Source organism: Pseudoalteromonas sp. SR43-5 (assembly GCF_014163835.1).
GTDB classification, from domain to species: Bacteria; Pseudomonadota; Gammaproteobacteria; order Enterobacterales; family Alteromonadaceae; genus Pseudoalteromonas; species Pseudoalteromonas distincta.
Map to the genome: position 1 here is coordinate 121,010 of NZ_JACJEA010000006.1, position 17,805 is coordinate 138,814.

The following is a 17,805-nucleotide window of genomic DNA, read 5'->3' on the forward strand; positions in this document are numbered from 1 at the left end:
CATTTACAATATTGTCATTAACTCATAATGAGATACCGTTTTTGAAACTTTGGTTACGTAGAATTCATTTAGGCCTTGCCCTAATTAGCGGACTATTTTTATTAATAGTGAGCCTAACCGGTGCTGTTATGATTTATGCAAAAGACATACAGCACCTAATAGAGCCTGAGAAATGGCAAGTAACACCCCAAAAAAACTTAATGCATTACGATGAACTTATACAAAATGTACAAGCTCAAACTAAGCAAAAAATCACCTTTTTTATGCCCGAACAAGCGCCAAACGCAGCATGGCAATTTCGGTTAGCCAATAAACACTACGCCAGTGTTAACCCCTACTCAGGGAGTGTACTAAACATCTATGAATCAACCGATACGATTTATGGGTTTGCTATGGGATTACATCGTTGGCTGTTGTTTGAAAACAGTAAAGGTGAAAAAACCTTTCGAAATTGGATGTCGGTGTGTGCATTGCTACTTTTAATAAATGTATTACTGGGCTTTTATTTATGGGTAAAGCCCAAAAACAGAGTTAAACGTTTAGCTATAAAACCAAAAGCCAAATTTAGAGTGCTCATGTATCAATTACATACAGTGCTTGGTGTTTACTTTTTTATACCGCTTATGCTGATTGCCTTTACTGGTATGGCATTTAACTGGAAAACACAAACTCAATCGGTATTAGAATTTGTGACCTTAAACAAGGTAGAACAAAGACCTAAAGCACCAAAAGTAATAACCCCTTCTCAAGCTACTTTAAACTACAATGAAGCAATTAAAAATGCAGAGAACGTATTTCCAGACGGTAAATTATATAGAATTTACTTACCTAAAAAGGATGACGAAGCAATTGCACTGAGAATGCAAAACCCTGGCGAAAGTCACGCTTACAGCTGGGTTTGGACTAACCCATTTACGGGTAAAGTATTAAACTCATTTGACGCCAGTAAAACAAACTTCACAACACAAGCATGGAACTTCAAATATAAGTTTCACATTGGTGATTTTGCAGGTCCTATCGTGCAGTTTTTATGGTTATTAATAGCCCTTTCACTCGCATTTTTTATTGTAAGCGGTGTGTATTTCTGGTTAAAACGCCATAAATGGAAATAAATCTCATTAACACTTGTGTCATTAGTTGATAATGATTACCATTACGCAAATTGTTATCAACTAAGACACCCCATGTTAAAAACTTCGCTTTGCCTTATCGCTGTTGCAATAAGTACTAACACGTTAGCAAATGAAAATAATAAAAATGAATACAATTCTGATCAATTTGAGCATGTCATTGTTACAGGCAGCCGTATATCAGAAAGCATTGATGAAGTACCAGCCTCGATCACCGTTATTAATCAGCAACAAATACAACAGCATTTAAAAGTAAGCTCAGAATTGGGGAGCTTACTCGCGCAAATGGTTCCAGGGCTTGCCCCAGATACAGGCAGTTCAAGTAATTCAGGACAAACACTACGCGGCCGTGCGCCATTAATAATGATTGATGGTGTACCGCAATCAACCCCTCTTCGTAATGGCTCTTTAGGCGTAAAAACACTTGATGCAAGTGCCATAGCGCGCATTGAAGTAATAAAAGGCGCAACGTCTATTTATGGTAATGGTGCCTCAGGTGGCATTATTAACTACATAACAAAACAAGCGCGTAGTGATGGTAAACCGGAAGGTGAAATAAGTATTTCAAGCCGCTTTAGCGCTGTTAAATTAGCTGAAAGTGGTGGCGGTAGAGTATCAGCCGCAGTAAACGGTAAGCTCGACCAACTAAGCTACCTGTTAACGGCAAGCTATGAAGAAAACGGCGTGCAACGCGATGCACAGGGCGATATTTTAGGCTTGCAATATGGTTTATCAGACTCTGAAACTCAAAACTATTTTACCAAACTAACTTATGATTTTGACGACGAAAAGCAACTGCAGTTCAGCTATAACTTTTACAGCTCACAGCAAAAAACTGATTTAGGCGATGTTACTGGCGATGGCAATATAGGAGAAAAAACTTACGCTATACACGTCCCCTTAGCGCTTCAAAAACAAGGTAAACCGCAAGGCCCAGAAGGCAACAAAAATATAACCCTAAAATATGTTGATTACGCGTTGTTTGAAAACACACAAATGACCCTCGATCTGTATAAACAAAATATAGAAAACGTATTCTTTTTCTCAACCGCTTTAGCCAATCTTGATGAAGGTTATAGCGGTGGTCAATCGGTTATTAAATCAGACAAGCAAGGTGCAAGAGCTACATTTAATAGCCAGTTTGATTTTGAAAACCTAACAGCCACTCTAATCTACGGTATTGATGCCTTAAATGATAAAACATCGCAACCTTTAGTAGATGGCCGTGTGTGGGTGCCCGAAATGGACATGGAAAGTGTGGCTGGCTTTTTACAAACCAAATGGGTAATAAACGACGATATTATTGTAAAAGCGGGTGTAAGAAACGAAAGCATTGATTTGAGTGTAAGTGACTACCAAACGCTAAAACTTTGCAAAACCGTATCTCAATGTTCAGTACCATTAAATGTGCGTGGTGATACCATAAACTATGACGCTACAACGTATAATGCAGGCATAAAATACAATTTAACAGATGCATTCAGCCCATTTTTTAGTTATTCACAGGGCTCTGATATTTCTGATATTGGTCGCCTACTTCGCGCTGCAACTGTTGACGATATTGCACTTGTTCAAACACAAGCCTCAATAATCGACAATTACGAAATTGGTTTTACCTCACAGTTTGAAAACGTACGTTTTGAATTTGCTCTTTACAGAAGTACCTCAGAGCTTGGTACAAGTAATGAGTATAATGAAGTAACGGGTGTTTACGAACCCGTACGTGCACCACAAGAAATATGGGGTTACGAAGGGTTAGTTAATTATACTATTAACCAAGACCTTAAATTAAGCGCCACATACAGTTACGTAGAAGGTAAAAACACCGAAGCTGATGACTACCTAGGCGCAAGCCAAATTAGCCCACCCAAAGCAACGGCGAATGTAACGTGGCAAACAAATGACGAGCTATCGCTTGCAATGAGCTTTTTATATGTAGGCGACAGAAAGCGCTTTGATAAAAATGCACAGGGCCAATACTCTGGCGATCAGGGCCCTGTTAGTAGCTACAACACATTCAACTTAAGTGGCCAATACAATGTTAACGCCAGGTGGAGTGGGTATTTTGGAATAGAAAACCTATTTAATAGCGATTACTACCCTGCCCGCGCACAGGCTTACACCTACGGTGGATATAATATTAAAGGATTAGGCACAACCGCAACGCTGGGTGCTAAATACCAGTTTTAATTAGTGATAGACTCAATAAATAGGCATCAGCATGCCTATTTATTTAAAAAGATAATATGAAAAGCAGTATCTCTACTTATTGTTTATAAATACCTCTAGTAATCATTCTCAGATACTAATACAAATAAAAAACTGTCCATAAACCAAGCAGTAACGCAAACTTAAATAAGAATCAAAACCAATAGTAACGCAATGATTTTTATAGAGAAAACTTGCAATATAGGCTATATGTACTACACTGCATACAATTGAAATAGTTGAGGCGATTTATCATGAAAGGTAATCAAAAAGTAATCGATGCGTTTAATACATTGTTAGCTAACGAATTAGCAGCAATCGATCAGTATTTTATACACTCGCGCATGTATGACGACTGGGGTTTAAACAAACTATACGAGCGCCTTAACCACGAAATGGAAGAAGAAAAAGATCACGCAGACTGGCTTATTAAGCGCATCTTGTTTTTAGAAGGTGTACCAAATATGACTAAGCGCCGTGATTTACTTATCGGTAACGATGTAAAAAGCATGATGCAAAACGATTTAACACTAGAGCTTGAAGTAGTTGCGTGTGTTAAAGACGTAATCGCAATATGTGAAGAACAACAAGATTATCAATCTCGTAGCATTTTAGAAAAGCTGTTATTTGATACCGAAGAAGATCATGTTTACTGGTTAGAGCAACAACTTGGTCTAATTGATAAAATTGGTTCTGAAAATTATCATCAAGCACAAATGGCTTAGTAGGAGCATATTATGAAAGGCGATAAAGACGTTATTGCAGCGCTTAATAAAGTACTCGCTAATGAGCTTGTTGGTATTAACCAATACTTTTTACATGCACGTATGTTTAAAGATTTTGGCTTTACACAGCTTGATAAAGCAGACTACAAAGTATCAATTCAAAAAATGAAAAACGCTGATCGTTTAATTGAACGTATTTTGTTTTTAGAAGGCTTACCAAATCTTCAAGACCTAGGCCGATTACGTATTGGTGAAAACAGCGAAGAAATGATTGCTGCTAACATGAGTTTTGAACTCGATACTATTGACGAGTTACGAAGCGCCGTTAAACTGGCTGAAAGTAAAAAAGATTACATTACCCGTGAAGCCCTTGATCACATTTTAAATGAACAAGAAGAGCAAATTGATTGGTTAGAAACCCAACAATTACTTATTAAAAATACGGGTATCAAAAACTACTTACAGTCTCAACTGTAAATAGTAACAAGCATAAAAAAAGCAGCTAAAAAGCTGCTTTTTTTATATCTAAATTTTATATGTAATTAAGCAACTTGATCCGTTACATCCGCAATTTGAATAAGTCTGCGATTAAGGATCTTTTTAGTACAACCACAACACTTACCGCATTGGCTGCCTACTTTAAGATCTTTGGTTAATTCACGCATGGTCGTTGCACCATCGTCAATTGTTTGCTCAATTTTTTTATCAGTCACACCGTGACAAAGACAAATATACATCAATACAAACCGTGTTAATTACATTCAATAGGTGCATACTAATCTAAACGACAATTGTTATCAATAACTTCCTCACTAATAAATATAAATTATTTATTAGTGTATGGTATTTGTTCTCTTAACTATATTTACCTAAGAATAAAGTTATGGAATAATGGCCGCCTCTTAGGGGAGTAGCCCGCTCAGTAATGAGTAAACTTATCAACATAATTGCACCTCATGTGCATGGTAAGTTTGTAATGTTGTAGCAAGCGTTATCGGCGAGACCTAGGTAGACACTATCCTCATGGCGGGAGATAGTTGTTTGCCTTGGTTTAGTATTCCCGCCTGTAAGAATCAATAATGGAAGTTTTTTTAACCTCAACCGTCACTGTTACACTTGCCGAAATTGGCGATAAAACCCAGCTTTTATCACTCCTGTTAGCTGCCCGTTTTCGTAATAAAAGCGCACTTATTCTTGGTATTTTAGCCGCAACTTTACTCAATCATGGCCTATCAGCGTGGTTTGGGCAGTGGTTAAGTAATAGTTTTTCTTCTGAATATTTACCTTGGCTTGTAAACATCAGCTTTATTGTTGTTGGCCTTTGGCTATTAGTTCCAGACAAAGACGAAGATGTAAGTAATAAATACGATAGCTACGGGGCTTTTTTAGTTGCTTTTGTATTATTTTTTATTGCAGAAATTGGTGATAAAACACAAATAGCGACAGTGTTGCTAGGCGCACAATATCAGTCTGTGTTTTGGGTAACGGTAGGAACCACGTTAGGTATGCTAATTGCTAACGTGCCTGTTATATATGCTGGTAATGCATTACTAAAAAGAATATCTCTAAACACCGTACGTGCTATTGCTGCTTGTGTGTTTGTGTCATTAGGTATTTATGGCTTAGTTACAATTTAATCAATGTTAAAGCTCGAACCTATTAATTTAAGTGCGAGCTTTAATTTTTTCTGCACGTTATTTACGCATTATTTACACAATAACATCCCTTGGTTTGTGTAATTAAGAGGTTTGAGTTAAAACCTGCAGCTAAATTAGTGACCGCAGTTTCAACAAAGCCACTTCCCTGGGCACACGCTAACCCTTCGGAGAGAGGACCGGCATAAACAAAATCACCGTTTTTATTAATAATAACGGCGGCAGGCGTTGCCGGAATAACAAGTTTAAGCTTTGGTGTTAATTCAACTTGTACAACCTTCATAGCTTTATTGGCAGCAAAAGAGCTTAACGATGAAATATGTGGTTTAGCCTGTATGGTGCACCCGCAATTTTTTTCAGTTATAAGCACTAACGACGCTTCATTAGTGTCAACCCAGTCCAATTGCTTTTTAAAGTTATTAAACCAGTGCTTTTGCAATAAAACTTTTGAGCTATCAAACGGTTTAAGTTGCTCTAACTGAAAATAAACTAACCCTGCAACAACACAAACAAGCCATATAGCTATAAGCGAAAATACAAAAGAGTTAGATTTATTTAAACTTGGCAATGCTTTGCTCTAATACATCAATACTTACATCGATTAACTGCACCTTAGCGGTTAACTGCTGCACTATTTGCGTATCTTGGTACTGATTTTGGCGCATAGTATCAGTACTGCTTGCTATTAACTCGGTATTTCCTGCCTGCTCCGCTACAACTTGTGCAACTGAGTCAGAGCTTGAAGATACTGCGGCTATTTGCTCGCTCATTGCTGAAATATTTTCTTTCATTGCAGCACTAATACTTGTTAAATCAACTACAAAACTCACACACTGACTCATTGATTGCGTTGACGTTTTACTATTATTAACAAGATCTTTTAATGTAAGACTAATTTTATCTGTTGTTGCTTTACTGTGGTTGGCCAAAGATCTTACCTCATCAGCAACAACAGCAAAACCTCGACCGTGTTCGCCTGCGCGGGCAGCTTCAATAGCGGCATTTAAAGCAAGTAGGTTTGTTTGCTCAGCAATGCCTGATATTTCATTAAGAAGCCCTGAAATAACATCGCCCGCTGCCACTAAGTGGTTTATTTTTTCTTCGGTATGGTTAAGCAGTGTTAACAACTCTCTACTTTTAGCGTCTGTTTGAAGCACTTCTTTTAATGCATCACCTGCAGATTGTGTAATATGGTCAACTTGGCGCTTAAGCACCTCACTTTCTTCTTCTACAAGTTTAAAGCCATTGGCAACTTGAGCGCCAGAATTAGCAATATCATCGGTTTGTTGTGTGCGTTGAACCGCACCACTCGCTAACTGATCGTGTACATCAATAAGCTCTTGTGAGTTTTTTTGCAATGATTCTGATTGTGTTTGTACCTGTTTAATAACATCAGATAAGTAATCTAGTAATGTGTTAAATCCTGCTACAGCTTCGCTTTTAGTGTCATCCGCGCGAAGAGAGAGTTTAATGTTTTCAGGATCTTTCATTATTTGTTCTGTCGCATAACTTAAAGATAAGCCCGCACGACGTTCCCGTTGCAGCGTTTTTGCAATATAGCCTGCAACTAATACTTCAACTATTGCGTATCCAGCATGAATTAGCACCGTAGTAAAAGCGAGTCTATCAGGGTCAAATACGTAAAAACCCGTATTTTGAGTTTGTAAATAATAAAAAGATAAATGATGTACCGCTACAAAAATAATAGCGGTAATAAACACTCGCCACTGTACAAAAACAATTAACATGGGCATTAAAATAAATATTTCAAAATGGACTTCAATCAGCCCAAAAGTTTGTTGTATGTGCAAAAAAGAAAACATCATTATGGCGGCAGCTACCACATGGGGGATAATAGGGCTATCACCTTGTGTTTTTAAAAGCCATATAGGTAATAAACACAATGGCAAACCTATCATAAAAGCCTGCGCTAATGTGTCGAAATACAAGCCTATAGCAATAGACTCGACAAACAAAAGACTGAAAATAATTGTAAATAACCGGCCAATACTAGACATAAGAACCTTAAAATTGTTGTTTGCATTGTTGTTTTATAAAGCAGTCTGCAATATACGTATATAAACGAGTTTCAGTTTACTTAACACAATAATTAACTAACGACACATCAAAGCAATACATTTTATTTACATTACATGCATGCGGTCTACTTAATTATAGGCAGTATTTTCTTAAACGTAGGCGTAGCAGCTTTTTTTGTCCATTGAAAAATTACTATTTCAGCGCATGAAATTACAGCTCCTGCTTGACGTAGCTGCTCAATCGCCAAATTTTTATGTTGTGGGTTTCTCGAACCAACTCCGTCGTAAACAATAATAACTTCAAAGTCATTTTCTATTAAATCTAAGCATGTTTGTAAAACACACACATGTGCTTCAGTTCCCACAACAACAACTTGCTTTTTACCATGGCTTTTTAACGTATCAACAAAACCAGGCTCTGCACACGCACTAAAGTACGTTTTATGAAAATACGTGGCATTAGGTAACGTATTTTTAATTTGCTGATTAGTCTCGCCCAAACCTTTCACATATTGCTCCGTTACTAAACATGGAACGCCATGAATAATACCCGCTTGAGCTAACTGCAATGTGCTTTTTAAAATATTCGGAAAATCTTTAATTGCAGGAGCAAGCAACTCTTGTAAGTCTATAACTAATAACACGCTGTTTTTTGCATCAATATTAGAGAAAAGCACTATACTCTCCTTATAAGCATTTACTATTATCTGTATAGAGTAGCTCACTATTTAAAAATAGAACTTTTAGCGTTATGTATATTATTTGTAATTAAAAAATAAAAACTTATGCTATATTTACTATCTAGCTAAGCATCATCCTATCTTCCACTGAGAGTGTTTATAAGTGCGTTTGAGCAAATTTTTTTTTCATATCACCATCACTTTTTTACTATGCATCCAAAGCACTTTTGCATCACAAAACTATGCTCAGCAATTACAACGAATTTCTACTGACGAAGGCCTATCACAAAGTTACGTTTTGCAGACTCAAGAGGATGATATTGGTTATATTTGGATAGCAACCCAACAGGGTTTAAACCGTTTTGATGGTTATAATGTAAAAACTTTTAGTGGCGGCTTTGGCCTAGATAAACACTATATTTATGCATTATTTAAAGCCGAAGACGGAAAAATCATTGTCTCAACAGATCTTTCTGGTGCCTATATAATAGATCCCCTCACTTTAAAAACCAAAAAAATCTATTCTGGTCAAATAGATAAAGAACAAAAAATGTTCTCTCCGATCTCTACAATGACTCAGCAACAAGGTACTTTTTACTTCGCCATAGATGCCCAAATATATACATTTGATGAGACGAGTAAACGCTTCACATTTAAGCTAATCCTGCCAAATAAAGGTGACTACATTCGGTCATTAACAATATATAAAAACACTTTATATATTGGTACAAATGATGGTTTATACACTGCAAATATAGATAATTCAGAACTTGTAAAAATACCTCTTCATCCCCCTGAAAAAAATACGATAGATAATGTAAACGTCAAATTCTTAAGTGTTGATAATGAATTAGGATTACTTGTTGGTACTGTTGAAGGCATGTATCAATTAGCATTCGATAATACCAAAAATATATCTGCAGCAAATATTACAACTTTAATCCCTGATTATAATATATGGGATTATGCCAATACTGTTTACGGGGAGTTTGTAGCAACCGAAAGTGGATTGTTCAGTTATCACCGCGAAACCAAAGAACTAGAATTCATTTTAAATTATGAAAAAAGTAAGTTTAATATTAATGAAAACTCAATAAACGATCTAATGGTTGATAAGTCCGGCGTACTTTGGCTCGCATCTAGAACCCAGGGCGTGTTTACATGGCCAATTAAAACCCGACGGTTTAAACACATTACTTTACCCGGTAACAATACTGTTCATGCCACCTACCAAGACAAAAATAATATTATTTGGTTAGGAACAGAAGATGGAATTGCACGGTACGACAAAGCAACAAATAAAAGTGATGTATATCTAAGCTCAACCGACTCAAAAGCAATATACGGGGCATCTGCCGTTTATGATATTTTTGCGTCTTCAATTGGTGATAATCAATTCCTTTGGCTTGTTACTTTCGATGGTTTTAAACTGTTTGATAAACAAACGGGTAAAATTATTGAAAATAAAGACACAGAAAAAGATGTAATTAACCAATCCAACTTATTTGGCTTTGCCCAGTTATCTGCAGACACATATGCATTTATGTCGGATGATAATTTTTATGTTTTTAATGAAACAACAGGAAAAACAAGAATTATTAAGGGGCTCAAAGAGCAAGTCGATCCTTTATTTTCTTACGCTTTTTATAAACACCTCGACACACATCCTGAAGAGTTTGTACTTGGCACATCAAAAAGCTTCCTTAGGTACAACGAAAAAACGAAAACTTTAACGACTATATTTCAGTCTTTTAATCCTAAAGAAGATATTTTTTACACTGTAGAAAACTTTTACTTAGACTCAAAACGAAACATTTTATGGTTAGCAACCACTCACGAAGGTTTGCTCGGCGTTGACCCCGTTACTTATGAAATAAAGCACTATATAGGATTAAAAAATTCGTTTAATACTGATTCTATCTATTCACTACTTCCTGATAAAAACGGCTTTTTATGGGCGAGTACCGACAATGGTCTTTATCAAATAGACCTAGATACACTCAATGTAGTGAGTTTTTCAGTAAAAGACGGTTTGAATATAAACCAATTTACACCAATAGCGGCAGCAACATTAAGCGATGGCAGGCTTATGTTCGGCAGCAATGCTGGAGCCTTACTTTTTAATCCGTTAGACTTTAATGAAGAAGAACAATTACAAAAAAGTAATCTGGCTATTACTGATATTAGCCTCCTTACTAGGGAACTCAATTACAATCCTCATAAATACCTTAGCAAACCACTTGAATTAAATTATGAAGACATGGGATTGACGGTTAGCTTTTCTAACTTCTCTTACCCTAATATTGATAAAGCATATTATAAAGTAATCCTTTCAGGGCCTACGTCTCTTACATATGAAGATTTACAATCTAATCAAGTGTTTTTCACAAAGCTTCAACCTGGTAATTACTCACTAAAAATATCAGCACATAATCGTGATGGTATTATTACAAGCGAGCCTACAACACTTAATATCAACGTGGCGTATGCTCCTTGGAAATCGCCCATTGCTATAGCCACCTACATTATTTTAATTCTTGGGGTGTTATTTTTTATTTTTTGGCAGTATCGCAGCCGCCGAGTAGCAATTGAACAAGCCCATAGAGCGACTATTCATTCGCAAAAGCAAACAGAACTCGCGCTTAAAAATAATAAAAGCGGCGTATGGGATTATAATTTTAAAGACGCTTCCGTAAATACGCTCAGGGGAAGTGAATTAGGCTATACAGACTTACCTGAACGCGTGCATATAGATCAATTTTTAGCGCTTATACACCCAGACGATCGACGTCGTTTTGAAAACCAATGGGAAAACTACTTCAAGTACAAAAAACAACAAAACTGGCAAGCAACTTACCGTTTACAGCATAAAAATGGCCATTGGCTCTGGTATCAAGATACAGGGCAAGTTATATACGATCCTCAAACAAATGAGCCTCTATATGTTTCTGGCATATATACCAATATCACCGAGCAACGAGCTAATGAGCAACAAGCAAAAATTTTAGGTGAAGCGTTTAGCCAAATAAACGATTGGTTACTTATACTCGATAAGCGTTTAATGCCATTTTCTGCGAACAATAGTTTTATTGAAACATTTTCAAACGAGCAAACGGCCACCAAAATTAGCCCTAAATTGTTTATTAAAGCAATTGGTAAAGATAAGTGCAGAGAGTTTGCTAGTATTTTAAAAAAATTAAAACCAACTGAAAACTGGCAAAGTGATGTTTATATAAGAACAGCAAGAAATAACGAACACCCAATACATATAAGTGCCACAGCTGTAACAAAAGACACTGCAAGTTACTATGTGATTGTTATTACAGATTTAACTGAACAAAAACGTGCTGAAAACGAACTGCGCTATTTGGCTAATTTTGACCCTCTAACACATCTACCTAATCGTAGTTTAATGTATCAAAACATTGAAAAGGCGATTAAATATGCCGATAAAAACAATACCCAATGCGCATTATTATTTATTGATTTAGATAAGTTCAAACCTGTTAATGACTCTTTTGGTCATGCAGTAGGTGACAAGCTTTTATGTAATATCACCCAAAGAGTAAGCGGCATGCTTAGCGAGGACGCTATACTTGGCCGCCAAAGTGGTGATGAATTTTTAGTGCTGATTCAAAATATAAAATCACTCCAATCTCTTCGCGATACCGTAAGAAAAATTAGTAATGAATTAGCTAATAAAGTAATTATTGAAGACTTCTCTATTAATATTTCAGCAAGTATTGGCGTAGCTCTGTACCCATTCGATGCTATAACCACAGATATACTCATCCGTAATGCCGATGTTGCAATGATGCACGCTAAGCAAGGCGGGAGAAACGACTTTAAGTTTTTTAGCGATGAAATGAATGAGCTAATAAAACAAAAATTACTGCTTGAAAATGATTTAAAAGATGCAGTAAAAGACAACCGATTTTTTAATCACTACCAGCCTATTATCGACATAGAAGAGAAAACAATAAATGGCGTGGAGTTACTCATGCGCTGGAAAAATGAAGGCCAGTTAATATCTCCAGCTCTTTTTATTCCTGTAGCTGAGGAAACCGGTTTAATAGAACTTCTTACTGAGCAAGCCTTGCACCGTTCACTAATTGAACTTGCACCTATACTCAGCGAAAACCCGTTGTTTTATATATCTTTAAACTTATCGCCTAAACACATTTTAAAAACAAACATAACACAGCGGTTAATGGCTATATTAGCGGACTCTCAAGTTCATCCAAGACAATTAAGGCTCGAAATAACAGAGAGTATTTTATTAGAAGATAAGCTTAAAGCAGCCAAACAGCTGCAAAACCTAAAAGCTGCTGGGTTTAAATTACTGCTTGACGATTTTGGTACAGGATACTCATCACTCACCTACTTAAGCCAATTCCCTATTAATGTTATTAAGATAGATCAAAGCTTTGTAAATAGTATTGGTATAGATAAGGGAGATGAATCAATTATTAAAACTATTTTTTCATTGGCAGAAAACTTAGATCTATACTGCATTGCAGAAGGAGTAGAAACGCGCGAACAGATGCTCTTTTTAGCCGAGGTTGGCTGCCATGTATTACAGGGTTATTACTTTGCAAAACCAATGAATGCTAAAGACTTACGTAAAAGCGATTGTTTTAGCAATATCATTGATTTGATTTGATTTGAAACATTAAAAGCGTGCTAATCATTATTACACGCTTTTATATTAATTAGATGCTATTAATGAATATGATGGCATTCATGGCTTTCAATTTGTAATACACTATTACGTACATTAAATTTTTCGGCTAATAATTGCTCTACTTTCATACGACACGCTTCATCATGTTTTTCAATCGTACAATGTTGTTTAAGGACAACGTGTGCGCCTACTACAATACCATTATATTTGCGCGTTACAGTGACATTATGGACATTATGAACATGTTCCATATCTGTAATTTTACTTTCAATATCAGTAACTTTAGGAAGTTTCGCTTTATTTAGGCGTAAACCTTTTATACAACTAATTATGACCTTAATACCGGTGAATAATACGAAAGAAGCAATTAACATACTCGATAAAATATCGATTACAACCCAGCCTGTAAAATATATAAGAATACCGGCAACAAATGTCGATACGGTAGAAATCAGATCAAAGAATGAGTGTAAAAATACCGCGTACACATTAATACTCGCTTTGCGGCCTTTATATAAAACCCATGCAGCAGCCCCATGAAATAAAAAACCAATAGCAGCAATAACCGACATTAAATAACTATTGATAGCCAGCTCATTTCCTTCATGTTGGTGTATATAGCGCTCACCACCTTCATACAAAATAATTAAACTGATTGCTAGGTATAAAAACCCGTTCACTAGGCCACCAAAAAGCTCTGCTCGTTGATGGCCATCGTTATAGGTTTTGGCAAAATGAATAGCGAGACTTGATGCTATCAGTGCGATGAATAACGAGCTATTGTGAACAAACAAATGCCCCGCATCAGCAAGAACAGCAAGCGAATTAGAATAATAAGCACCTATAACCTGAATTACCATAAACGAACACGTAATTGCTAGCGCAATGAGTAACCGACGACGAGAAGCTTGGTGTGTAGTGATTTCTGTCATGAAATGCTTGAATAACCTATACTTAAAGTGCAAATAAGCCAAAGATGGCTTAGAGTAGAAATGGGTAATGATATACAGTATCAATTATAATACGTACTGCCCGCAAACGCACTAAAAACTTAGTAAATCAAAAAAAATGTGCTAATAGTTAGTAAAGAAAAAGAATTTAATTATGGCTTGGACACATGGAGAGTTGAGTGAGTAATAACCTATCAGAAGAAGCATGGCAAAACTTGGAGTTATTGCCGTTTTGTGTATTACTTTATGATGCAAATGAAGATATATTTAAAGTTAACAGCCAGGCACAGGACTTGTTTGACTTAAAAGACCAATCACATTTTTATAAAACTGATTTTTCACACATCACTTTAACCAATCATCACAGTAAAAAAAATCTGTTGATCGAGGAGCTATTCTTTGATTATTTTACGGCAAATAACCAATGCCAGTTTATTTTATCGAAACAATCATCCAAATTGCTACTCAACGTAAAATTTGCAAATTTATCTAATTCAAACTCCATTATTATTATCGATATATTAAATAACAACGTGGATGAACAATATGATTTTGATAATATTATATCGAACATCTCAACTGACTTAATTGATATTCAAAATGACGATGTTGATAAGCATATTAACTATGCATTAAAAGCAGTCGGTACGGTTTGCAATGCCGATAGGAGTTATCTTTTTAAGTTTGCCGAAGATGGTAAAACTATTAATAACACTCACGAATGGGTCAATGATGGTATCAAAGCTTTTAAAGACGACTTACAAAACCTTTTAAAAAGCGACCTCCCTTATTTTTTTAGTTCGATGGCCCGTACCCATTTATTCAGAGTGAATGATGTATCTTTGCTCCCCATTCAAGCAATGAGCGAAAAAACGATTTTCCAGCGACAAGAAATAAAATCGGTACTTTGCATTGGTTTACGCTATGACAAAGAACTGGTTGGCTTTATTGGCTGTGATTGTGTAATTCAAAAGCAAGACTGGACAGATTTAGACCTTATTCGCCTAAGGTTAGTAGGTGAAATGCTTGCTAATGCTTTCAAAAATTTAAATTATAAGCAAGAGCTTCAACAAACTCAGCAGCAACTCATTAACGCCAACCAAAAACTCAATAAACAAGTCAATACGGATGGCCTTACAAACATTGCTAATAGACGTTGTTTTGATCAGACTTTAAAATGCGAAATTAAGCGTTGTGCACGTAATAAAGAATCTATCAGTTTAATTATGTGTGATATTGATTTTTTTAAGCGTTATAACGATAACTATGGGCATCAGCTTGGCGATGAAGTGCTAAAGCAAGTGGCCAAAGCGCTACACTATATTTGTAAACGCGAAGGTGATCTAGCAGCTCGTTTCGGGGGTGAAGAATTTGCGATAGTTTTACCTGCAGTCGACACAGAACACTGTCAAAGGTTTGCTGTTCTTATTCAGGAAAAAATCGCAGAACTCGCAATTGAACATAACTTTTCAACTTTCAGTAAATACCTCACTTTAAGCATTGGGTTTTATAGTTTCATACCCAATCACAAAACAAAACCCAAAGAGGTTATAACTAACGCCGACATAGCCCTTTATAACGCAAAAGAAACAGGTAGAAATAAAATAGCTAGTTTTTAAAAACCGACTAAGGAGCCGCACTGCAGTGAGTTTTAGTGCTTTAAAGTTTGCTGTAGTGATAGTCCATACACCTGAAATTATAAACAATACAACTACTCAGTGATTTACGCGTAGTAAGTTAAGTAAGGCGTTGAAAGTGAGCAACCAATTATCGCCGGTACTGAGGTTTTAGTAACTAAAAAAGAAGTGGTATTATGTGGGTTACGCCTAAAAGCTAATCATCACTGAAAATTACAAGTTACAGTAAAACGGGCGGCTCAAACTGCCCTTTTTTTATACCAGAGATCTGAAATACAGCGCCTTGTTCACCAACAGTATTATTAATCGCTTCATCAAATGCCGATGTTACAAGTAGCAACTCAGCATTTTCACCACCGAAGGCGGTGCACGTCGGTTTTAATGCACAAAGCTCTATTGTTTTAATTAGCTCACCGCTTGGGGATAAACACATAACACATCCCATTCCCCAAACAGCTAGCCACAAATTGCCTAATTTATCGGTTACGCAGCCATCGGGGTCAACATCAGTATTATTAAATTGATAAAAAACACGTGGCTCAGCGCAAGGCTCACCAGTTTTCTCATCCAAATCTAATACATAAATGCAACTCGTTAAAGAGTCGCAGTAATAACCGCGTAAACGGGACTTATCAAAACACAATCCATTTGGGATACTCAAACCACTTACAACGGCTTTAAGCTGGTTTTTATAATAACGGTATATTATACCATCCCCTTTTTTAGCATTTACATCCATTGTACTTAACCAAAAGCCACCCCATGGATCAGCACGGCCGTCGTTTGAACGTCGATTTAGCTGTGTATTTTCAATACTAAGGATAAGATGGCGAGTGCTTGAATTAATATGGTATTTGTATATACCAGTACTTGTCCCTAGCAATAAGTGCTGCTCATCAATCCACGCTATTGCACTGAGCGTATCGGGCATATTCACGGTTTTTAGTTGGCTTTCGCTGTGTATATTTTTGCTTAAAAGTAATTTTTTATTTATATCGACCCAAAAAAAAGTGTTCAGCATAGGATGCCAAAGAGGACTTTCTGCAAGCTGACTCTGTGTGCTTTCAAAAATGGTTACGCTAGGATCAAACATAAGTAGTTATTCTTTATTATTAACAAAGCCTTGTAATACTAAACCTTACCAGAAAGCAGTGAGTTTCGCGATGTGTACCCGGCTTTAATTTTTTATCATCTTCAGTAATCTCTATCGCATTTTTTAGACTGAGTTGATAACATCAAATTTCATAAAAAGGATTGGCCATGAACAACAATAATAAAAACACACTCGTCGTTGAAGGCGGTGCAATGCGCGGTATATTTGCCGCTGGTGTGCTTGATGAGTTTTTAAAACAGCAATACCAGCCATTTGAACGCTATTTTGGTGTTTCAGCCGGAGCAACTAATATAGCCGCATTTTTATGCAAACAACCAATGCGAAATTATAAAGTGATTACCGACTATTCATGCCGTCCTGAATTTATTAATTTAGCGCGCTTTATTAAAGGTGGTCATTTATTTGATTTAGATTGGTTATGGCAAGAAACAATTCGCGAAATACGCCTTCATACAGAGGTATTCGAACAAACTCCACAAGAGTTTTATATTGTATCTACGGCAATCGAATCAGGCAAAGCACACTATTTAAAAGCCACCAGCGCCGATATGGTGCATCAATTAAAAGCATCATGCGCTATACCCATTGCATATCGTGACTACCCTATTATTAATGACATAGCGATGACCGATGGCGGTGTTGCTGATTCAATTCCGGTTATAAAAGCTTACGAAATGGGTGCACGCGAAATCACCGTTATTTTGTCTCAATGTTTAGGCTATCGTAAAAAACCAAGTAAGGCACCTTGGCTTACTAAAAAAATGTATAAAAACTATCCTGCATTAGTTCAAGCGACCTTAGATAGGGCTGATTTTTATAATAAGTCTATCGATTTTATTATGAATCCACCAAATGACTGCAAAATCAATATTATTGCTCCACCAGCTAATTTTAAAGTTGGCCGAACCACTAAAAAGTTTGAAATACTTAATAGTGGTTACAATATGGGAGTTGATGCTGCTAAGGCCTTTTTAGCTAAATAA

General features: G+C 36.4%; 14 protein-coding genes. 8 read left to right on the forward strand and 6 right to left on the reverse strand.

What is annotated here, in order from left to right; genetic code table 11:
- Window positions 1-41: 41 nt before the first annotated feature.
- The 4 genes from H5090_RS05400 (at window position 42) to bfr (H5090_RS05415) (ending at window position 4,540) form a co-directional block, all read left to right on the forward strand.
- Window positions 42-1,112 (forward strand): PepSY domain-containing protein, encoded by a 1,071-nt coding sequence (locus tag H5090_RS05400; RefSeq protein WP_182695205.1) that lies wholly within the window; start codon window positions 42-44, stop codon window positions 1,110-1,112.
- A 72-nt stretch (window positions 1,113-1,184) separates the two neighbouring features.
- Window positions 1,185-3,320, forward strand: a complete 2,136-nt coding sequence (locus H5090_RS05405; protein WP_182695206.1) for a TonB-dependent receptor — start codon at window positions 1,185-1,187, stop codon at window positions 3,318-3,320.
- Between the two features lie 272 nt (window positions 3,321-3,592).
- The gene (gene bfr, locus H5090_RS05410; RefSeq protein WP_002958985.1) at window positions 3,593-4,063 is read left to right on the forward strand and encodes a bacterioferritin; all 471 of its coding nucleotides are present in this window, start codon (window positions 3,593-3,595) and stop codon (window positions 4,061-4,063) included.
- A gap of 12 nt (window positions 4,064-4,075) precedes the next feature.
- Window positions 4,076-4,540, forward strand: a complete 465-nt coding sequence (bfr, locus tag H5090_RS05415; RefSeq protein ID WP_002958984.1) for a bacterioferritin — start codon at window positions 4,076-4,078, stop codon at window positions 4,538-4,540.
- A 65-nt stretch (window positions 4,541-4,605) separates the two neighbouring features.
- On the opposite strand, the gene H5090_RS05420 is transcribed toward bfr (H5090_RS05415), so the two are convergent.
- Window positions 4,606-4,800 (reverse strand): (2Fe-2S)-binding protein, encoded by a 195-nt coding sequence (locus H5090_RS05420; protein ID WP_182695207.1) that lies wholly within the window; start codon window positions 4,798-4,800, stop codon window positions 4,606-4,608.
- Between the two features lie 342 nt (window positions 4,801-5,142).
- On the opposite strand from H5090_RS05420, the gene H5090_RS05425 reads away from it, so the two are divergent.
- Window positions 5,143-5,700 carry a TMEM165/GDT1 family protein gene (locus H5090_RS05425; RefSeq protein WP_182695208.1) on the forward strand — a complete coding sequence of 186 codons (558 nt, stop codon included), beginning with the start codon at window positions 5,143-5,145 and terminating at the stop codon, window positions 5,698-5,700.
- Between the two features lie 61 nt (window positions 5,701-5,761).
- Here H5090_RS05425 and H5090_RS05430 read toward each other — a convergent pair whose 3' ends face one another.
- The 3 genes from H5090_RS05430 to H5090_RS05440 form a co-directional block, all read right to left on the reverse strand.
- Window positions 5,762-6,286, reverse strand: coding sequence for a DUF6436 domain-containing protein (locus tag H5090_RS05430; protein ID WP_182695209.1), 525 nt, complete (start codon window positions 6,284-6,286; stop codon window positions 5,762-5,764).
- A complete protein-coding gene (locus H5090_RS05435; protein ID WP_165723367.1) occupies window positions 6,270-7,736 on the reverse strand; it encodes a methyl-accepting chemotaxis protein in 1,467 nt (488 codons plus the stop codon). Before H5090_RS05435 ends, H5090_RS05430 begins: the two co-directional genes overlap by 17 nt.
- Before the next feature lie 146 nt (window positions 7,737-7,882).
- On the reverse strand, window positions 7,883-8,434 hold the full coding sequence (locus tag H5090_RS05440) for an isochorismatase family protein (RefSeq protein WP_182695210.1): 552 nt from the start codon (window positions 8,432-8,434) through the stop codon (window positions 7,883-7,885).
- Window positions 8,435-8,600: 166 nt separating this feature from the next.
- Between H5090_RS05440 and H5090_RS05445 the strand changes: the two genes are divergently transcribed.
- Entirely contained in the window at window positions 8,601-13,100 is a 4,500-nt protein-coding gene (locus H5090_RS05445; protein WP_182695211.1) for an EAL domain-containing protein, read from the forward strand.
- Between the two features lie 59 nt (window positions 13,101-13,159).
- Here H5090_RS05445 and H5090_RS05450 read toward each other — a convergent pair whose 3' ends face one another.
- On the reverse strand, window positions 13,160-14,053 hold the full coding sequence (locus H5090_RS05450; RefSeq protein ID WP_002960617.1) for a cation diffusion facilitator family transporter: 894 nt from the start codon (window positions 14,051-14,053) through the stop codon (window positions 13,160-13,162).
- Between the two features lie 197 nt (window positions 14,054-14,250).
- Here H5090_RS05450 and H5090_RS05455 point away from each other — a divergent pair, with 197 nt between their 5' ends.
- Window positions 14,251-15,690: a diguanylate cyclase domain-containing protein gene (locus H5090_RS05455; RefSeq protein ID WP_182695212.1), complete on the forward strand. Its 1,440-nt coding sequence runs from the start codon at window positions 14,251-14,253 to the stop codon at window positions 15,688-15,690.
- A 238-nt stretch (window positions 15,691-15,928) separates the two neighbouring features.
- Here the strand turns inward: H5090_RS05455 and H5090_RS05460 are convergent, their stop codons facing one another.
- Window positions 15,929-16,801, reverse strand: coding sequence for an SMP-30/gluconolactonase/LRE family protein (locus H5090_RS05460; RefSeq protein ID WP_165723371.1), 873 nt, complete (start codon window positions 16,799-16,801; stop codon window positions 15,929-15,931).
- Window positions 16,802-16,968: 167 nt separating this feature from the next.
- Between H5090_RS05460 and H5090_RS05465 the strand changes: the two genes are divergently transcribed.
- Window positions 16,969-17,805, forward strand: coding sequence for a patatin family protein (locus tag H5090_RS05465; RefSeq protein ID WP_165723372.1), 837 nt, complete (start codon window positions 16,969-16,971; stop codon window positions 17,803-17,805).

Bases quoted from the DNA above. Each gene is read 5' to 3' on its own strand.
- H5090_RS05405 (WP_182695206.1), top strand. From the start codon at position 1,185: ATGTTAAAAACTTCGCTTTGCCTTATCGCTGTTGCAATAAGTACTAAC.
- bfr (WP_002958985.1), top strand. From the start codon at position 3,593: ATGAAAGGTAATCAAAAAGTAATCGATGCGTTTAATACATTGTTAGCT.
- bfr (WP_002958984.1), top strand. From the start codon at position 4,076: ATGAAAGGCGATAAAGACGTTATTGCAGCGCTTAATAAAGTACTCGCT.
- H5090_RS05420 (WP_182695207.1), bottom strand. From the start codon at position 4,800: ATGTATATTTGTCTTTGTCACGGTGTGACTGATAAAAAAATTGAGCAA.
- H5090_RS05425 (WP_182695208.1), top strand. From the start codon at position 5,143: ATGGAAGTTTTTTTAACCTCAACCGTCACTGTTACACTTGCCGAAATT.
- H5090_RS05435 (WP_165723367.1), bottom strand. From the start codon at position 7,736: ATGTCTAGTATTGGCCGGTTATTTACAATTATTTTCAGTCTTTTGTTT.
- H5090_RS05450 (WP_002960617.1), bottom strand. From the start codon at position 14,053: ATGACAGAAATCACTACACACCAAGCTTCTCGTCGTCGGTTACTCATT.
- H5090_RS05460 (WP_165723371.1), bottom strand. From the start codon at position 16,801: ATGTTTGATCCTAGCGTAACCATTTTTGAAAGCACACAGAGTCAGCTT.
- H5090_RS05465 (WP_165723372.1), top strand. From the start codon at position 16,969: ATGAACAACAATAATAAAAACACACTCGTCGTTGAAGGCGGTGCAATG.